We start from the raw sequence: 16,987 nt of genomic DNA, 5'->3' as shown, positions 1-16,987 counted from the left end.
GTGGCCTCCGGAAACCTTAACGGGTCGGCTTATGTAGGACGTCAGGGAACGAGGCGCACCACACCCTCGTCCGTGCCGATCAAGGCCTCGTCGGCCAAGTCGAGGAACAGGCCGTGGTCGACCACGCCGGTGATGCTCTTTAGCGCCGTGGCCAGGGCCGCGGGCTCGTCGATGCGCCCCGAGGCCATGTCGTAGATCAGGTTGCCCCCGTCGGTGACCACCACGCCCCGGTCGGCCATCCGCAGGCGCGGCGGCGGCAGGTCGAACTCGGCGGCGATATCGGCCAGGCGCCAGCTGGTATGGACGTGGCCGAAGCGGACCACCTCGATGGGCAGCGGGAACTTGCCCAAGGCCGCGACCTTCTTGGCGGCGTCGGCGATGACCACGCAGCGGCTCGAGGCTTCCCAGACCAGCTTCTCGCGCAGCAGGGCCGCGCCGCCGCCCTTGATGAGGCTGAGGCCCGGACCGACCTCGTCGGCGCCGTCGACGGTCAGGTCGATGGTCTTGACGTCGTCCAGCGCCGCCAGCGGGATGCCCAGCTCGCGGGCCAGGGCGCCCGTGGCGTCCGAGGTCGGCACGCCGCGGATGTCCTTCAGGCCGCGGGCCGCCAGCGCCTTGACGAACCAGGCGGCCGTCGAGCCGGTGCCCAGACCCACCACCATGCCATTCTCGACGAGTTCGGCGGCGGCTTCGCCCGAGGCGCGCTTCTGATCGTCGGCGCTCATGCCTTCTTGTCCTTCTTGGATTGCTTGAGGGCCCGGAACCTGGTCGCCCAGCCGGCCTTGGCGGTCTGTTCGGCGCGCGACAGCGCCAAGGCCCCATCCTCGACGTCCTTGGTGATCACGGAGCCCGAGCCGGTCATCGCCCCGTCGCCCACCCGCACGGGCGCGACCAGAGCGCTGTTGGAGCCGATGAAGGCGCCTTTGCCGACATGGGTCTCGAACTTCTCGAAGCCGTCGTAATTGCAGAAGATCGTGCCGGCCCCGATGTTGGCCTTCTCGCCCACCGAGCCGTCGCCCAGATAGCTGAGGTGGTTGGCCTTGGCGCCCGCGCCGACCTTCACCTTCTTCACTTCCACGAAATTGCCGATGTGGGCCTCGCGTCCGATCTCCGCGCCGGGCCGTAGGCGGGCGTAGGGTCCGATCAGGGCGCCCTCGCCAACGCTGGCGCCTTCCAGGTGGCTGAAGGCCTTGATCACCGCGCCGCTCTCGACGCTGACGCCGGGGCCGAAGACCACGAACGGCTCGACCACCGCTCCGGCGGCGATCCGGGTGTCCCACGACAGATGGACCGTCTCGGGCGCCGGCATGGTCACGCCCTCGACCATCAGGGCCTTGCGGCGCGCGCCCTGCCAGACCGCCTCGGCGGCGGCCAGCTCGGCCTGGGAATTGACGCCCTGCACCGAAGGCTCCGGCGCGAAGGCGGCGCGGGTCGAGAGCTTGCGGTCGTGGGCCAAGCCGACAACGTCCGTGAGGTAGTACTCGCCCTTGGCGTTGTCGTTGCGGACATTGGCCAGGATATCGAACAGCGTCGCGCGATCGGCGGCCAGGACGCCGGAATTGCAGTGCTTGACCTGCTTGGTGGCGAGATCCGCTTCCTTCTCCTCGACGATGCGCAGCAGCACGTGGCCCGGGGCCAGGATCAGGCGGCCGTAGCCGGTGGGATTGGCCGCCTCGAAGCCCAGCACCGCGACGTCCGTGCCACCGGTCATCAGGTCGAACAGCGGCGCGATCACCGGGGCGGTGGTCAGCGGGCAATCGGCATAGGTGACGACCACGTCGCCGTCGAAGTCCGCCAGCGCCTCCCGCGCCGCCAGCACGGCGTGGCCGGTGCCCAGCGGCGGATCCTGGACGACGGTCGCGTTCGGGCCCAGGCGCTTGCGGGCGCTCTCGCCGACCCGGGGACTGTGCGCGCCCACGACCACGACGATCCGCTCGCAGCCCAGGCCCTCGGCCGCGTCGATGGCGTGGTCCAGCAGGGTCCGGCCAGCGACGCTGTGCAGCACCTTGGGGGTCGGCGACTTCATCCGCGTACCCTGACCGGCGGCCAGGATCACGGCGGCGCGCGGGCGAGCCGGTTTGGAAACGGATTCGGTCATGGGCCTTGGCGACTCCCTCGAGGGCGTTCCAGCGTTGCATTAGCCGCGCAATTGGCCGAAACGCCAGACCCATGAGCGAGCTTCATGACCGGAACAGGGCCCTGGGCGGGGCGACAATCGCCTTCGATCTCGACGGCACCCTGGTCGACACCGCGCCCGACCTGGTCGGAGCGCTGAACACCATCCTGGCGCAGGAGACCTTGCCGCCCCTGCCGTTCGACGAGGTGCGGCTGATGGTCGGCCGCGGGGCCCGGGCCCTGCTGGAGCGCGGCTTCGCCGCCGCCGGCGCGCCGCTGGGCGCCGACCGCGCGCCGACGCTCGTCGAGCGGTTCATCGCCGTCTATCTCGACCGCATCGCCGACCAGAGCGCGCCCTTCCCCGGCGTGATCGACGTGCTGACGGAGCTGAAGGCCGCCGGCGCCAAGCTGGTGGTCTGCACCAACAAGCTGACCAACCTGTCGGTCGCCCTGCTGGACGCCGTGGGCCTGACGCCGTTCTTCGACGCGGTGGTCGGCGCCGACCTCGCCCCCGCCGCCAAGCCCGACGGCCGCCACGTCGCCGCCGCCATCGCGGCCGCCGGCGGGGATCCCGCCCGCGCCGTCATGATCGGCGACAGCGTCAACGACGCCCTGGGCGCTCGCAACGCCAGCGTGCCCTGCGTGCTGGTCAGCTTCGGCTACACCGAGGATCCGGTCGAGACGCTGGGGGCCGACCTGGTCATCCACAGCTTTTTGGACGTGCCGCGGGCCTGTATCGCGCTTTTGGCCTCTTGCCCCGCGCCGAACACCGGGCTATAGGCCCCCTCCTCTCGCGGATCGGTCCTTCACGGCCCGAACCGACAAGGCGGATGCTTAGCTCAGCGGGAGAGCACCTCGTTCACACCGAGGGGGTCGCAGGTTCAATCCCTGCAGCATCCACCATTTCAAACATTCCAAAATCGACGACTTAGAGCGGCCGCATCGGACCGTTCGCGGCGCCCGTTCACGCAGCCTCGCGCCCACGATTATGCGCCGGGCGCGCGATGGGTTAGTGAACCGCTCGAGCCTTGAATACGGCGGGGGATAGGGTTGGCGAGAACGACTGGACCTACACGCGGCGCGACGATCGTCGATGTCGCGGCGCGCGTCGGGGTCTCCGCGATGACGGTGTCGCGGGTGATCAACGGCCGCGCGGGCGTGGGTCCCGAAACGCGCGCGGCGGTGGACGCGGCGATCCGCGATCTCGGCTACACCCCCAATGTCGCGGCGCGCAGCCTGGTGACCTCCGCCGAGCTTCGGATCGGCGTCCTCTACGCCAATCCCAGCGCGGCCTTCATGAGCGATTTCCTGACGGGCGTGTTCGAGGAAGCCTCGATCCGGGGCGCTCGCCTGACCCTGCTCAAGGGCGAGGGCGGCCGCGCGCCGGACGCCGCCGCGCTCACGAACCTGCTGGCCTCGGGCGTCGGCGGCGTCATCCTGGCCCCGCCCCTGGGGGAATCGCCGACGGTGCTGCAGGTGCTGCGCGAGGCGCGACTGCCGATGGCCGCGGTCGGCGCCTACGGCGTGGACGGGGCGATCTGCGTGCGCATCGACGACCGGCGCGCGGCCTATGAGATGACCCGCGAGCTGATCCTGTTGGGGCACCGCGAACTCGGCTTCATCCTGGGCAATCCCGACCAGGCGGCCAGCGCCGAACGCCTGGCCGGCTTCCACGCCGCCGTACGCGAAACCGACGGCGCGCGCACGGCCATCGCCCAAGGCGACTTCAGCTTCGCCTCGGGACTCGCGGCGGCCGAACAGCTGCTGGACGCCGCCTCGCCGCCAACCGCGATCTTCGCCAGCAACGACGACATGGCCGCCGCGGTGGTTTCGGTCGCCCACCGCCGTCATCTCGACGTGCCTGGCGAACTCACCGTCGTGGGTTTCGACGACACCTCGGCGGCGGTGACGCTGTGGCCGCCGCTCACGACCGTGCGCCAGCCCGTGCGCAAGCTGGCGGCCGAGGCGCTCGGCCTGCTGGCGGCCCGGATCGCCGATCCCGGTCCGGCGGTTGGCGAGCCCAACGACCGGGTGCTCGACCACCAGATCACACGGCGCCAGTCGACCTCGGCGATATCCGTCCCCTAGGCGCGATCTGAATGGCGAGGCGCGAGCATCTTCGGCGTCAACGTTAACGTTATCATCTGTTGCGCTTGCGTGCCGGCGACAACGCCTTGGCCGTGAAATCGGCTGATCAACGCTATTGCCGAGCTTCAACCAACGCGGCTTGAGGATATTATGTCGGAGTATTGACAGGGCCCGAGGCGCAGCCTACCCCTTTTTACGATAACGCTAACATAGCCGATCAAAAGGCCTGTTGGACGTCAAATCGAGTCAGGCGCGACAACGCCTGCAAAGGGAGGGACGAGAATGAACACCAAGGGCAATACGCCTTCGCGCGGCCGCGCCGCCAACGAAGCTCGCGACACCGAAATACTCCGACATCCTGACCTCGCATCGCCCCGGCGACGCGACGCCGACGGGTTCCAGGCGCGCCGAGGTTCGGCGGCGCTGACGTCGGCCAGCATCCTTGCCCTGGTCACCGCCCTGTTCGCCGCGCCGGCGATGGCGCAGACGGCTCCGTCCGTAGCCGTCCCCAGCGGCGGCCCGAAACCGGCGGCGGCAGAAACCGCCACGGTCAGCGAGATCGTCGTCACCGGCACGCGCATCCAGACCACGGGCTTCACGGCGCCGACGCCGACCTCGGTGATCGGCGAAGCCCAGATCCAGAACAACGCCCAGCCAAACGTCTTCGCCACCATCGTCCAGCTGCCGTCGCTGCAGGGTTCGAGCGGCTCGACGACCAACACCTTCAGCACGTCCAGCGGCCAGCAGGGCCTGAGCTCGTTCTCGCTGCGCGGCCTGGGCACGATCCGCACCCTGACCCTGCTGGACGGCCAGCGCGTAGTCGGCGCCTACTACACGGGCGTCACGGACGTCAGCCTGTTCCCGCAGCTGCTGATCCAGCGCGTCGACGTCGTGAATGGCGGCGCCTCCGCCTCTTACGGCTCCGACGCGGTGGGCGGCGTGGTCAACTTCATCACCAACACCCGCTTCACCGGGCTGAAGGGCAACGTCCAAGCGGGCGTCTCGACCTACGGCGACAACGAGCAGGGCCTGGTGCAACTGGCCGGTGGCCGCAGCTTCGCCGGCGATCGCGTGCACGTGGTCGGCAGCGTCGAGTGGGCCAAGGAAAACGGCGTCGGTCCTGGCGACTTCGGCCTGGACCTGGCGGGCGATCGCGACTGGTTCACCCAGACGACGATGATCAACCGCAACGTCACCAACGACGGTTCGCCGCAATATGTGATGCGCGACAACGTCCAGCCCTACGCCTACACCAAGTACGGCCTGATCACCGCCGGCCCGCTGCAAGGCACCGCCTTCGACCAGAGCGGCCAGCCATTCCAGTTCCAATACGGCTCGGGCGGCGTGCCGTCCAAGGCCGCCAACGGCGCCGTCATCGGCTGCTTCCCGGGCTCCTGCGTCGGCGGCGACCTGTCGGGCAATGTCGACAGCGGCCGCACGCTGCAGTCGGCGATCGAACGCAAGGTCGGCTACGGGCGCATCGGCTACGACTTCGCCGAAAACAACGAGGCCTACGTCTCGTTCAACCTGGGCCAGGTCAAGACCCACAACCAGCCCGTCAACGGCATGAACAAGACCGGCCTGACGCTGCAGTGCTCCAACCCGTACGTGCCGGCCTCGGTGCAGACGGCCTGCGCGACGGCGGGCATCACCAGCTTCCAGTACGGCGTCAGCAACGCGGTGCTGCCCAACACCAAGGTTCACACCGATCGTCGCCAGTACCGCGTCGTCGGCGGCCTGAAGGGCAAGTTCGGGCTGCTCAGCAAGGACTGGAGCTACGACGCCTACTACGAGCATGGCGTCAACAAGACCGCGGTCGACGTCGACCACATCCTGCTGACCCCGCGCTTCAACCAGGCGATCCAGGCCACCACGCTGAACGGCGCGATCGTCTGCGCCGATCCGGTGGCGCGCGCCAGCGGCTGCCAGCCGCTCAACATCTTCGGCGGCAAGCCGCCCTCGGCCGCGGCCCTGGAATATGTCCAGCCCGCCGCCGGTCCGTTCCAGCGCCTGCGCATGACCCAGGACGTGGCCAGCCTGAACTTCTCGGGCGCGCCGATCGACCTGTGGGCCGGCCCGCTGTCGGTGGCGTTCGGCGCCGAGTATCGCCGGGAATTCTACACCGTCCGGGCCGACCCGTACGGCGCCGGCGTCGCCGCTCGCAGCCCCTACGGCGGCGCCTATCCGGCCGATCCGCTGCTGAACGCCGTCGGCAACAACTGGCACGCGGGCAACTACAAGAACGGCGACGGCGTCTACAACGTCAAGGAAGCCTTCCTGGAAATCGACCTGCCGCTGTTCGACAACGACACCGTCGGTCGCGCCAACTTCAACGCCGCGGCGCGGGTGACCGACTACAGCACCTCGGGCACGATCTGGACCTGGAAGGCGGGCGGCACCTGGGACACGCCGATCGAGGGCCTGCGCCTACGCGGCGTGACCTCGCGAGACGTCCGCGCCCCCAACCTGTCGGAACTGTTCGCCGCGCCTGTCACCACGACCCTGCCGAACTTCTTCGATCCGGTGAACAATCGGAACGTGGTGGCGATCCAGAACGCCGTCGGCAACCCCAACCTGACGCCGGAAATCGCGCGCAACTCCCAGATCGGCATCGTCCTGGCCAATCCGTCCTGGCTGCCGGGCTTCAGCGCGTCGTTCGACTACTACAAGATCAAGGTCGACGACGTCGTCTCCAGCCTGGGCGCGGCCCAGATCGTCGACTACTGCTATCGCAACATCCTGCCGCAGACCTGCAGCGCCTATAACCTCAACAACACCAACGGCCCGAACTACATCAACGTCCAGTCCTTCAACCTGGCGTCGATCAAGACCAGCGGCTTCGACATCGAGGCCAGCTATCGCTGGCAGCAGCCGCTGGGCCTCTCGGGCAACTTCACGCTGCGGGCCCTAGCCACCCACATCCGCGACTTCTGGACCGACACGGGCCTGCCCGGCACGGTGCCGGTCGACTCCGCGGGCGTGAACCAGGGCAACACCCCCAACTGGAAGTGGCTGGCGATCCAGAGCTACGAAACGGACCGCTTCAGCCTGACGCTGCAGGAGCGCTGGTTCACCGACGGCAACTACGGCAACCAGTACGTCGTCTGCGCGCCCGGGACCTGCCCCGTCTCCACGCCCAACGCGCCGACGATCGACAAGAACTTCATGCCGGGCGCGTTCTACATGGACGTCGGCGGAACATACGCCCTCCGCGAGAACGTGACGGCCTACTTCAAGGTCGACAACATGTTCGACCGCGCTCCGGCCAAGTCGCCGAACTACGCCAATCCGGCGCTGTACGACATCGTCGGCCGGATGTACCGCGCGGGCGTCCGCTTCCGGTTCTGATCGCCCGGGCCGCGCCGGCGACGGCGCGGCCGCCTTGCCTCCTGGCCGATCACCCACCTCCTCCGATCGGCTATCCCGGCCGGCGCCTCCTTCCAGGCGTCGGCCGTCTTTTCATCAAGGACTGGGCCGGCGGCCGCTAGTGCGTATTCGCCGAGTCGAGCCTGATGGTTAAGGTTGAGCCTGAGGTCTGACCTCTCCTTCCGCGAGGGCGGGCCGCGCGGGTTCTTCGTCTCGAGGTCAGATCGGATTTCCTTAGTATTCCTGGAGGTTGCACTGACCTGCCGACGTCTTTCGCGCCGCCAAATTGCCTGACAACTTGCCAACGCTGAGCCGGTTGCGCTTATAGGATGCTTCACACTCAGGAGCCCCATGCCCATGCCGACGGACGAGCCGGACGACAAGCCGATCATGCGATCGGCGAAAGGGTCTGGGCGACGTCTACGCGGGGCGGTGGCGCACTATCTGGGAACGGCCATCGTCTCGGGCGAGATCGCGCCCGGCGAGACGCTCAGCGGAGAGATCGCCAACGCCGCGGCGCTGGACGTCTCGCGAAGCGCTTATCGCGAGGCGGTCCAGGTCCTGACCGCCAAGGGCCTGGTGGAAAGCCGGCCCAAGGCGGGGACCCGAGTTCTCCCCCGCAATCGCTGGCACATCCTCGATCCCATGGTCCTGGCCTGGGCGTTCTCGGCCGAGCCGGACGCCGGCCTGGTGCGCGACCTCTTCGAACTGCGCGCGGTGGTCGAACCGGCCGCGGCGCGGTTCGCCGCCGAGCGCCGCGACAAGGACGACATCAAGGCGATGAAGGACGCCCTGGCCGGCATGCGACGCCACACCCTGGCCACGGAAGCGGGCCGCGCGGCGGACCGAGCCTTTCACGACGCTCTTCTGCGCGCCTCGCACAACGATGCCATGATCGCGCTCAGCGCCAGCATCAGCGCCGCGGTCAGCTGGACGACGGAATTCAAGCAGCGCTCGCGCGCCCTGCCGCGCGATCCGGTGCCTGATCACGCCAGGGTCTGCGACGCCATCGTCGCTGGAGATCCAGAGGCGGCGAGCGCGGCGATGCGCGCGCTCGTCGATCTGGCGTTGGATGACACCCGCTCGTCCATGTAATCCGGCCGTCGCCTACGGCCTACCAAATCCGAGTTGAAACACCGCCACCAAGGCTTCGAGCGGCGATCGCGTGCGCGTGCTTTCGTCGGCCTAGATAGCCGGCTGAAATCCCGTTTCACCACCAGACCAACGCGCCCCTTCAAGCGACCGCTCCGATCTCGAAATCTCCGGAAGATTCATCGTTGTGGGCGCCACCGATGAGTCCGTCATTTTATATATGGAAACATTGTCAAATATGAGAATCCTCTCGACGAGGGGACCCTAAAATCATATTTTTTCCTGAGTAATTAGGGTTCGCGATGTCGTCGTTTGGTTCTCTGCGCGCCGCCCAGGTGACCCCGCTGGGGCGACGCGCGCCGCAGCGGCTGGCCTATGAATTGATGAGCCGCATCAAGGCCGGGGTCTTCCGCCGTGGCGACTGGCTGCCGACCGAGCAGGAGCTGCTGAGCGAGTTCGGCGTCAGCCGCACGGCCTTGCGCGAAGCCTTGATCATCCTGGAGTGCCTGGGGCTGATCGTCTCGCGTCACGGATCGGGCAGCCAGGTGATCGGCGCCGAGCCCAGGAGCGGCCTGGGCGGGAACTCTTCCGTCGACCTGGTGGCCCTGCTGGAGGCCTGCCGCGCCTTCGAGATCCAGGCGGCCAGTCTCGCCGCGGGCCTCGACGCGACGGAGGGCTCCCTGCCCGCCTCCCCGCCCCCCAGCGCGCCGGGCGCGACCACCGCCGAGTGTTGCCGCCGCTTTCATGTCGCCCTGGCCCGGGCCAGCGACAACGCGGCGATCGCGGCCTCGATCGAGAACCTCTGGGATCTGGCCGCCACCCGGCCCGGACTTCGCGGCCCCTTCAACGCGGCGCTGGCCCGCTCGTCGCGGTCGATCCGGACGCTGCAGGCGCGGGTGGTCGAGGCGTTGGCGCAGCGCTCGCCCTCCGCGACACGCCAGGCCGTCGGCGCGCTCTTCGACGCCTATCTCGCCGCGGTGTCCGACTTCGAGGCGCAGGAACGCCTTGCTCGGATCAACCTCGAGGGCGCGCACCACGGCGGTCGCTGGAACCGGCGATCGACCGCCGATGCGGCTCCCGGGACGAGCCTCGGTCCTAAGCCTCTAGCGTCGCAGAGCCGCCTCGCCCCAGGTGACGGGATCCGGATGCGGGTCCGCCTTGGCCGCCCGTGCGACCAGCTCGATTAATCGCACGCCGGCCACGTCGATGCTGAGCGGCTGCGCCTTCTGGCCAAACTTCAAGGGCCGCGAGCGCCCCAGCAGCTTGCCGTCGCCATAGACCAGGAAGGTGATGGCCCGGCCGCGATCTATCGCGCTGTCGTCAACGCCGACGGTCGCGGTGAAGCGTCGGAAGCCGGCGTTGCGAACCTCCAGCCGCGAATTGGCCAGGACGCCGAGGCCGGCGCCGAACCGCTGGCTCGCGATCGCCAGCTCCTGATCATAGGGCGTCCGATCGGCCTGGGCGCCGCCCCAGCCGCCGTAGCGAGGCGGCTCGCCGGCGCCGCGCGTGCCGCGCCAGGGCAGGATCGCCCGATGAACCAGCGGGTCGGCCTGCGGGGTGACTACGCCGTCGATGGCCGGATTGACCGCGCCGGGCTGCTCGGACAGGAAGACGCCGTCCGCCAGCCGTCGCTTGCCCTTGGCCGAGAACAGCAGGGTCTGGCGCGGCGCGAGCTGGAACTTGCGCTCACCTTTGAAACGGGAGGCTTGGCCGGACCAGAGGTCCGTCAGATCGATATCGGCGTCGGCCAGGAACTTCAGGTGCTCGGCGGTCAGGATCGCCTCGGCCGGCGCGGCGGTGCGGTTGAGGATCGCCACGGCCTTGTCGCCGCTGGCCAGCGTCTTGACGAAGATCGAGAGGTCGGCGGAATCGAACGCCAGGACGGCCTGGTTGCCCGCCGGATCCTGGTTCAGGGCGATCACCTGTTCGGCGCCGAGGATCTCCAGCAAGGCGGGATTGGCGTTGCGCAGGTCATAGCCGATCAGCAGCGGGGCGTTGACCATCGCCCAGAGCGCGAAGTGCGACCGGGCGGCCTCGAGATGGTCGGCGTCGAAGTCGCCCTTGCCGACAAAGAGCATGTCCGGATCGTTCCACGTCCCCGGATGGGCGTAGAGCGGCCGCCGCGAGACGCTGTCGAGATTGTGCAGCATGCGGCTCCAGGTCGGCGAGATGTCCTCGCTGGTGCGCGACATCGCCCCGACGTTCTTGCCCCAAGACCGCACGTCGGCCGCGCCCCACAGGCAAAGCGAATAGACGAAGTCGCCGTCGGGATTGTGCTTGTCCAGCGCCCGGCCGACGTCCTCGTAAAGCCCACGGACCGTAGGAATGTCGGTTCGCCCCAGAGAGTCGATGTCAACGAACGGCCCGAGCGCTCGATACTGCCCGGCCTTGACCCTGGGGTCGGCGGGGCCGAGACCGCGCACCCCGCAGCCGTCCACCTTGATCAGATCGAAGCCCCACTCTCCGAAATAGAGGCCGATGTCCTGATCGATGTGACCGTAGAGACCAACCTCGCGTTCGCGCACATCGCCTTCCGGCTGGTTGGGAAAGGTCGAGGTGAACACCTGGCCGCAGCTGTTTCGGCCTATGTCGGAATAGATCCCCGCCTTCAGCCCCATGGCGTGAAGGCGGTCGGTGAGCGGGCGGAAGCTGGTGTCGCCATTGGCGGTCGCAGCCGAGGGGAAACGCGCCGCCCGGATCAGCATGCGGCCGTCCGAGGCCCGGCGCTTCAGCCACCAGCCGTCGTCGAGATTGACGTAGCGATAGCCCTTGGCGGCCAGGCCCGATGAGACCAGGACGTTCGCCGAGCCCATGATCTTGTCTTCGTCGATGTCGCTGGTGAAGGCGTTCCAGCTGTTCCAGCCCATCGGCGGCGTGCGCGCCGCGCTCCGCTCATGGGCGCTCCACCGTCCCGTGGCGGCCAACGGATCGGCCGCCGCCGAGGCGGCGCAGACGAGAAGCGCGGCCGCCAGGGCGGCGCTCAGGCGGCGTGAGGACATCTGGGGGCTCCGGACGGCGGGCGACATGGATCTCAGCGCGCCTGGAACGACAGGTTCTGGCTGAAGAACGGCAGGACGTGGTCCTGGAAGCGTCCGGCCACGTCGCTGGTGTGATCGCCCGGATAGATCTCGAAACCATTGGCCAGACCGTAACGGTCCAGCGTCTCATGCAGCTTGCCCGCGTCGCCCTTGAGGCTGTCGCGGTCGCCCACGTCGATGGCGATCGCCTTGTAGCGGCGCAGTTGGGACACGTACTGGTCGACGAAGGCCAGCGGTGCGTTGGCCGCCCACTTGGCCAGCACCTCGGGCCGCGCGACGCCGTTCTCGACCGGCAGATCCAGGTAGAGCGGCGGCTTTTGCGGGTTGGGCGACCAGGCGGCGGCGGCGGCGAGCTGCGGGCGCAGCGCCCCCGGCAGCTTGGCGACGTCTTCCTTGGTCTTGACCTGGGCCAGCGCGGCGGCGGCTTCCGGACTGAGCGGAGCCGCCTCCCGCGCCGAGAGGCAGCACGGGCTCATCATGTAGAGCGCGCCGAACACGTCGGCGTGACGCATGCCGATCCGGCTGGCCCCGTAGCCGCCCATCGAGTGGCCCACCAGGCCGCGGCTCTCGCGGCGCGGCAGGGTTCGGTAGTGCCGGTCGACATAGGCCACCAGGTCGCGGGCGACGAAGGTCTCGAAGTCGCCGGTGGTCTGCGAGCTGGAATACATCGAGCCATTGTGGATGGTCTTGCTGTCCGGCAGCACGACGATCATCTCGCGCGCGCCCTTGGCGAAGGCGCTCTCCACGGTCTGGGGGACGTGGATCTCGCCGCTCCACTGCTGCGCGCCGATCCAGTAGCCGTGCAGCGCATAGACGACCGGATAGCGCTGCTTGGAATGGCTCTGATAGCCGGGCGGCAGCACCACCAGCACGTCGCGGTCGGCGCTCTCGCCCTCGAGATTGCCTTCGATGGCCGCCGAATGGACCTTGATCTTCTGGACGGTCGCGGGCTTGGCGCCGGCGACGGGCGGGGGCGCCTTGGTCGTCACCTGGGCGCTGGCGGCGACCGGCGCGGCCAGGCCGAGCAGGGCCATCATCAAGGCTGAGGCGAAGGCTCTCGAGCGCGCGCCGCCCTGGCCATGCTTGTCGCGAGTCGTCATCGAAACCTCCCCGGCGCCGCGTGATCGCGGTCGTTGCGCTCTGCCATTGTGAGCGCTACCATTTGTCTGTGTAAATGAAGCTTCGTCAACCGCGTCGGTGCGGAACGCCTTGAAATTCACGCTTCGCCCTCCGACGCGAACCCATACCAAAACCGGCAAGAAATCGGCGAGAGAAGCCGATCTGTCGCGCGAAGACCGTTCGGGGAAACAGCGGCGTCTCGCGCCGTCGTCGCCCACGCGAGACTCATAAATAAACAGAGTAATTAGGGAGATTCAGATGCGTTCCAGGTTGATGTTGGCCGCCTGCCTCGGCTGGGCGATCAGCGGCGCGGCGGAAGCCGCCAGCGCCGAGCCGGTCAAGGTGACGATCGATGGGGCGCGGCGCGCCGCCGCCGTCACCAAGTACGAATACGGCATGTTCATCGAACCCATCGGCGGCCTGGTGGCGCGCACCCTGTGGGCCGAGATGCTGGACGACCGAAAGTTCTACTACCCGGTGGTCCCCGCGGCGCTGGACACGCCGCCGCCCCTGAACGCTGAAGGCCGGCCTGGCGTCAGCTATCGCAAATGGCGCCCGATCGGGGGCGACGACGCGGTGATCATGGACAAGGCGGCGCCCTATGTCGGCGCCCAGAGCCCGCGGATCGTCGTCGATCCGGCGACGCGCAAAGGCCTGTCGCAAGCGGGAATCGGCCTGGCCAAAGGCAAGCGCTACGACGGCTATGTGCAGATCTCGGGCGACGCCGGCGCCCAGGTCGAGGTCGCCCTGGTCTGGGGACCAGGCCCCAACGATCGCCAAGTCATTGCCTTGCCCGCTCTCGGCGGCGACTGGAAGCGCGCCGATTTCAACTTCACCCCGACCGCCGACGCCGCCGACGCGAGGCTGGAAATCACCGGCCTGGGCTCGGGCGCCTTCCGGATCGGCGCGGTTTCGCTGATGCCGGCCGACAACGTGCGAGGCTGGCGCGCCGACACCACCGCCATCGCGCGCTCGCTGAATTCGGGCATGTGGCGTCTGCCGGGCGGCAACTTCCTGTCCGACTGGGACTGGCACGGCGCGATCGGTCCGCGTGACAAGCGCGCGCCGATGTTCGACCACGCCTGGAGCGCGATGCAGCCCAACGACATCGGCATGGACGAATGGCTGGACCTGACCAAGATCATCGGGGTCGAGCCCTATGTCACCGTCAACGCCGGCCTGGGCGACGCCAATTCGGCGGCTGAGGAAGTCGAGTACCTGAACGGGCCGGCGACCAGCGCCTGGGGCGCGCGCCGGGCGGCCAACGGCCATCCCGAGCCCTATGGCGTGAAGTTCTGGAACATCGGCAACGAGCCCTATGGCTGGTGGCAGATCGGCAAGACCTCGCTCGACTACTTCATGATCAAGCACAACGCCTTCGCCGAGGCGATGCGGGCGGTCGACCCGACGATCACCCTGATCGGCTCGGGCGCCATGCCCGACCAGGGCCATCCGCGCGGCACCAAGGAGAACGCCTCGCTCGAGAGCGTCGCGCCCAAGTTCGGCACCGAGTGGGACTGGACCGGCGGCTTGCTCGCCAAGGCCTGGGGCAATTTCGACGGCATCTCCGAGCACTGGTACGACCAGCCCGAAAAACGGCCCGACGCCCCGGCGGACGCCGAGCTGATGGAATATGCGCGCTCGCCCTCGAACCAAGTGCGCATGAAGGCCGAGCAGTGGAAGATCTACCAGCAGCGCTTCCCGGCGATGACGGCGAAGAAGATCTTCCTGTCGATCGACGAGTACGCCTATTTCGGCGAGGTCAATCTGAAGTCGGCCCTGGCCTACGCCATGGTCATGCAGGAGATGCTGCGCCACACCGACTTCCTGACCATGGCCGCCTTTACGACCGGCGCCTCGACTATGGACATCACCCCCACCGCCGCCACGCTCAACACGACGGGCTTGGTGTTCAAGCTGTATGGCGAGCACTTCGGGGCCGGCGTCGTTCCCGTGGCGGTCGATGGTGACGCGCCGCAACCCGAGCCGCGCTACCCCGTCGGCTTCAACCATCCCAAGGTCCGGGCGGGCAGCCCAACCTATCCTCTGGACGTGATCGCCGGGCTCAGCCCGGACGGCAGAACCTTGAAGGTCGGGGTGGTCAACGCGACCCAGACGCCTCAGACCGTGCGCCTGGACCTGAAGGCCCTCGCCCTGCGCGGGGCGGGCCAGAAGTGGACGCTGAGCGGCTCCTCGCTGGCGGCGGCCAACAAGGTCGGCGCGCCGGCGGGCGTTTCGATCACTCCGAGCGCGGCCCGTCCAAGCGCGAGCCTGGTGGTGTCGCCCGTCTCAGCGACGGTGTTCGAGTTCCCGATCGACCCGCGCGGCCGCTAGGACACGGGCGCCGGCTAGCCCGGCGCCCTACCCGCCTCGCAGCATCCGCATGATCGTCGCGCGGATGCGGCCATAGGCGCCGTTGGCGAGCGGCCCCAGCAGGCCGTGACGCTCGGCGGGCAGATGCGCCAGCGGGTGGCCGTCGGGGCGGAAGACGTAATGGTCGAAGAAGGCCCGCCACGCCTGGCGCTCGGCCCAGGGCCGCTCGGCGATGGCGATCATCGCCAGCATCATGGTCGTGTAGGGCGCGTCCGGGCCGGCGGCGAACCCGTCCCACCAGTAGTTGACGAGCAGGTTGCGCGGCTCCAGCGCCTCGACCTGATGCCACCACAGCTTGGGCAGGTAGAGGGCGTCGCCGGCCTCGAGCTCCACAACGCGGGCCTCGGCGGCGGCCGCGGGAAACCGCGGATAACGGGGGTCGCCCGGCGCGGCGCTGGCGGCCAGGCTGGTCGGCTGTCCCGCTAGGGTGTGGTCGATCGGCCCGACATAGAGGTCGGCGATGGCTTGCGGCGGAAACAGCGTGAAGCGCCGACGCCCCGCCACGACGCAGGCCAGATTATCGTAGGTGTCGTAGTGGCAGGCCACCCGGCTGGCGTTGCCTAGCCATAGGCGCGGCGCCGCCATGGCCGGCAGGATGTCCAGGGCGTTGGCGGCCGCGAAGCCGGGCGCATAATCGTCGGCGGGGAGCGAGCCCATATAGACGCTAGGCGCCTCCGGCTCGCGCGCGGCCCGGTCGATGCGCTCCAGGGTCTGGGCCAGGGTCAGGGACTGGCGCTCGAAGTTGAACCCGTCCGGGCCATCGCCATAGTCGTAGCGCCCGGCGATCGCCGGCGGGCCAATGAAGGCCTGCCCGGTGCGGCCGGCGTCGAACGCGAGCAGATAGGCCGCCAGTTCCTCCCAGCCTTGGCGGGCCGCCGCGCTGGCCGGCCACTGGCGACACAGCCCCCGCAGCACAACCGGTTGGCAATCCTGGGCCACCAACCGGAAGAAGGTCGCGGCGTCGAGCCCGTCGAACGCCGGCCCTTCCAGGATGCGCACGGGCGCGGCGCTCATGCCGAGATCTGGTCGTTTCGCCGCGCGGCCAGCCGCGAAACCTGCTTCAGCGATCCGGCCATGGCGTAGATCAGTTGCAGGTGTCCGCGCCGAAAGAGGTCGAGCACCGCCGCCTCGTCCAGCTCGCCCAGCTTGTCGAGGCTGACCGTGTAGAGGCCGTTCAGGCTCAGGGTCCTGCCGTCGTCGAACGACAGGTCGACGTCGATCGGCTCGACCAGCCCCCGCGCCAGAACCGCCTGGATGAACGCGTCGGTCTCGGCCAGGCCGTTGCGCAGGCGGGCCATGGCCTGCTGGACGCGGCGCAGAGCCTGGCTCGGCTCGCCGTCGGCTTCGAACAGGCGTGCGCCCCCCGCGGCCGCGAATCGGGGATGACCGGGATCAATCGCGACCAGGTCGTCATCGATGACGAAGAAGCCCTGGCGCGCGAGGTCCAGTGGCGCGAACAGCGCGCGCGAGATTTCGTCCAGCAGGTTCTCGCCCGGCTCGAAACCGAACATCGCGCCCGCGTAGAATTGGCCGGTATCCGCGCTTTTTGTCAGGAACAGCGGGCAGACGGCGGCGGCGGTGGTGAACTCGGCCGTCACCGCCTGCACGAAATGAGGGCCCGCTCCCACGGGCCCGCCCAGGCGCAAATCGCCGTGATCCCGGGCGTTGAGCCGCTCCAGCTGTCCTTGCATCGCTTCCTCCAGAGGCCTCGTTGAACCCCGATACGGCGTCCGACGCAATGCGTCGCACCCCGCTCCATACCTTCACAATTACACCGACAAATAACTATTGATACC

General features: G+C 68.6%; 12 protein-coding genes and 1 tRNA gene. 7 read left to right on the top strand and 6 right to left on the bottom strand.

Going from position 1 to position 16,987, the window contains the following annotated elements:
• Positions 1 to 41: 41 nt before the first annotated feature.
• Together rpiA and glmU are read right to left on the bottom strand one after the other, a co-directional pair.
• Positions 42 to 725, bottom strand: coding sequence for a ribose-5-phosphate isomerase RpiA (rpiA, locus tag ASC70_RS10930; protein ID WP_047409066.1), 684 nt, complete (start codon positions 723 to 725; stop codon positions 42 to 44).
• Positions 722 to 2,098, bottom strand: a complete 1,377-nt coding sequence (glmU, locus tag ASC70_RS10925) for a bifunctional UDP-N-acetylglucosamine diphosphorylase/glucosamine-1-phosphate N-acetyltransferase GlmU (RefSeq protein WP_056049948.1) — start codon at positions 2,096 to 2,098, stop codon at positions 722 to 724. The genes rpiA and glmU overlap by 4 nt, the downstream gene beginning before the upstream one ends.
• Before the next feature lie 71 nt (positions 2,099 to 2,169).
• On the opposite strand from glmU, the gene ASC70_RS10920 reads away from it, so the two are divergent.
• From ASC70_RS10920 to ASC70_RS10895, 6 genes are all read left to right on the top strand, one after another.
• Positions 2,170 to 2,895 carry an HAD-IA family hydrolase gene (locus ASC70_RS10920; protein ID WP_056049944.1) on the top strand — a complete coding sequence of 242 codons (726 nt, stop codon included), beginning with the start codon at positions 2,170 to 2,172 and terminating at the stop codon, positions 2,893 to 2,895.
• Positions 2,896 to 2,943: 48 nt separating this feature from the next.
• Positions 2,944 to 3,018 (top strand) — tRNA-Val (locus tag ASC70_RS10915).
• Positions 3,019 to 3,165: 147 nt separating this feature from the next.
• A complete protein-coding gene (locus ASC70_RS10910) occupies positions 3,166 to 4,203 on the top strand; it encodes a LacI family DNA-binding transcriptional regulator (RefSeq protein ID WP_056049940.1) in 1,038 nt (345 codons plus the stop codon).
• A gap of 282 nt (positions 4,204 to 4,485) precedes the next feature.
• Positions 4,486 to 7,551 carry a TonB-dependent receptor plug domain-containing protein gene (locus ASC70_RS10905; RefSeq protein ID WP_369815075.1) on the top strand — a complete coding sequence of 1,022 codons (3,066 nt, stop codon included), beginning with the start codon at positions 4,486 to 4,488 and terminating at the stop codon, positions 7,549 to 7,551.
• 375 nt (positions 7,552 to 7,926) lie between these two features.
• Entirely contained in the window at positions 7,927 to 8,664 is a 738-nt protein-coding gene (locus ASC70_RS10900; protein WP_047409078.1) for a FadR/GntR family transcriptional regulator, read from the top strand.
• Positions 8,665 to 8,963: 299 nt separating this feature from the next.
• Entirely contained in the window at positions 8,964 to 9,848 is an 885-nt protein-coding gene (locus tag ASC70_RS10895) for a FadR/GntR family transcriptional regulator (protein ID WP_056049937.1), read from the top strand.
• Here the strand turns inward: ASC70_RS10895 and ASC70_RS10890 are convergent.
• Both ASC70_RS10890 and ASC70_RS10885 read right to left on the bottom strand, forming a co-directional pair.
• On the bottom strand, positions 9,765 to 11,660 hold the full coding sequence (locus tag ASC70_RS10890; RefSeq protein ID WP_056049934.1) for an NPCBM/NEW2 domain-containing protein: 1,896 nt from the start codon (positions 11,658 to 11,660) through the stop codon (positions 9,765 to 9,767). The two genes, ASC70_RS10895 and ASC70_RS10890, sit on opposite strands and share 84 nt — an antisense overlap.
• 32 nt (positions 11,661 to 11,692) lie before the next feature.
• A complete protein-coding gene (locus tag ASC70_RS10885; RefSeq protein ID WP_056049931.1) occupies positions 11,693 to 12,799 on the bottom strand; it encodes an alpha/beta hydrolase family protein in 1,107 nt (368 codons plus the stop codon).
• A gap of 277 nt (positions 12,800 to 13,076) precedes the next feature.
• Here ASC70_RS10885 and ASC70_RS10880 point away from each other — a divergent pair, with 277 nt between their 5' ends.
• Positions 13,077 to 15,152, top strand: a complete 2,076-nt coding sequence (locus tag ASC70_RS10880; RefSeq protein WP_056049928.1) for an alpha-L-arabinofuranosidase C-terminal domain-containing protein — start codon at positions 13,077 to 13,079, stop codon at positions 15,150 to 15,152.
• Between the two features lie 27 nt (positions 15,153 to 15,179).
• Here the strand turns inward: ASC70_RS10880 and ASC70_RS10875 are convergent, their stop codons facing one another.
• On the bottom strand, positions 15,180 to 16,205 hold the full coding sequence (locus tag ASC70_RS10875; RefSeq protein ID WP_056049927.1) for a cupin-like domain-containing protein: 1,026 nt from the start codon (positions 16,203 to 16,205) through the stop codon (positions 15,180 to 15,182).
• Positions 16,202 to 16,882 (bottom strand): SapC family protein, encoded by a 681-nt coding sequence (locus tag ASC70_RS10870; protein ID WP_056049923.1) that lies wholly within the window; start codon positions 16,880 to 16,882, stop codon positions 16,202 to 16,204. The genes ASC70_RS10875 and ASC70_RS10870 overlap by 4 nt, the downstream gene beginning before the upstream one ends.
• Between the last annotated feature and the right edge of the window lie 105 nt (positions 16,883 to 16,987).

Source organism: Caulobacter sp. Root343, from assembly GCF_001425745.1.
Taxonomy (GTDB): domain Bacteria; phylum Pseudomonadota; class Alphaproteobacteria; order Caulobacterales; family Caulobacteraceae; genus Caulobacter.
The sequence above is the reverse complement of the archived record's forward strand: the minus strand, read 5'-3'. Positions and strand labels throughout refer to the sequence as shown.

Excerpts from the sequence above, each read along its gene's own strand:
- rpiA (WP_047409066.1), bottom strand. The coding sequence starts at position 725 with ATGAGCGCCGACGATCAGAAGCGCGCCTCGGGCGAAGCCGCCGCCGAA.
- glmU (WP_056049948.1), bottom strand. The coding sequence starts at position 2,098 with ATGACCGAATCCGTTTCCAAACCGGCTCGCCCGCGCGCCGCCGTGATC.
- ASC70_RS10920 (WP_056049944.1), top strand. The coding sequence starts at position 2,170 with ATGAGCGAGCTTCATGACCGGAACAGGGCCCTGGGCGGGGCGACAATC.
- ASC70_RS10905 (WP_369815075.1), top strand. The coding sequence starts at position 4,486 with ATGAACACCAAGGGCAATACGCCTTCGCGCGGCCGCGCCGCCAACGAA.
- ASC70_RS10900 (WP_047409078.1), top strand. The coding sequence starts at position 7,927 with ATGCCGACGGACGAGCCGGACGACAAGCCGATCATGCGATCGGCGAAA.
- ASC70_RS10895 (WP_056049937.1), top strand. The coding sequence starts at position 8,964 with ATGTCGTCGTTTGGTTCTCTGCGCGCCGCCCAGGTGACCCCGCTGGGG.
- ASC70_RS10890 (WP_056049934.1), bottom strand. The coding sequence starts at position 11,660 with ATGTCCTCACGCCGCCTGAGCGCCGCCCTGGCGGCCGCGCTTCTCGTC.
- ASC70_RS10885 (WP_056049931.1), bottom strand. The coding sequence starts at position 12,799 with ATGACGACTCGCGACAAGCATGGCCAGGGCGGCGCGCGCTCGAGAGCC.
- ASC70_RS10880 (WP_056049928.1), top strand. The coding sequence starts at position 13,077 with ATGCGTTCCAGGTTGATGTTGGCCGCCTGCCTCGGCTGGGCGATCAGC.
- ASC70_RS10875 (WP_056049927.1), bottom strand. The coding sequence starts at position 16,205 with ATGAGCGCCGCGCCCGTGCGCATCCTGGAAGGGCCGGCGTTCGACGGG.
- ASC70_RS10870 (WP_056049923.1), bottom strand. The coding sequence starts at position 16,882 with ATGCAAGGACAGCTGGAGCGGCTCAACGCCCGGGATCACGGCGATTTG.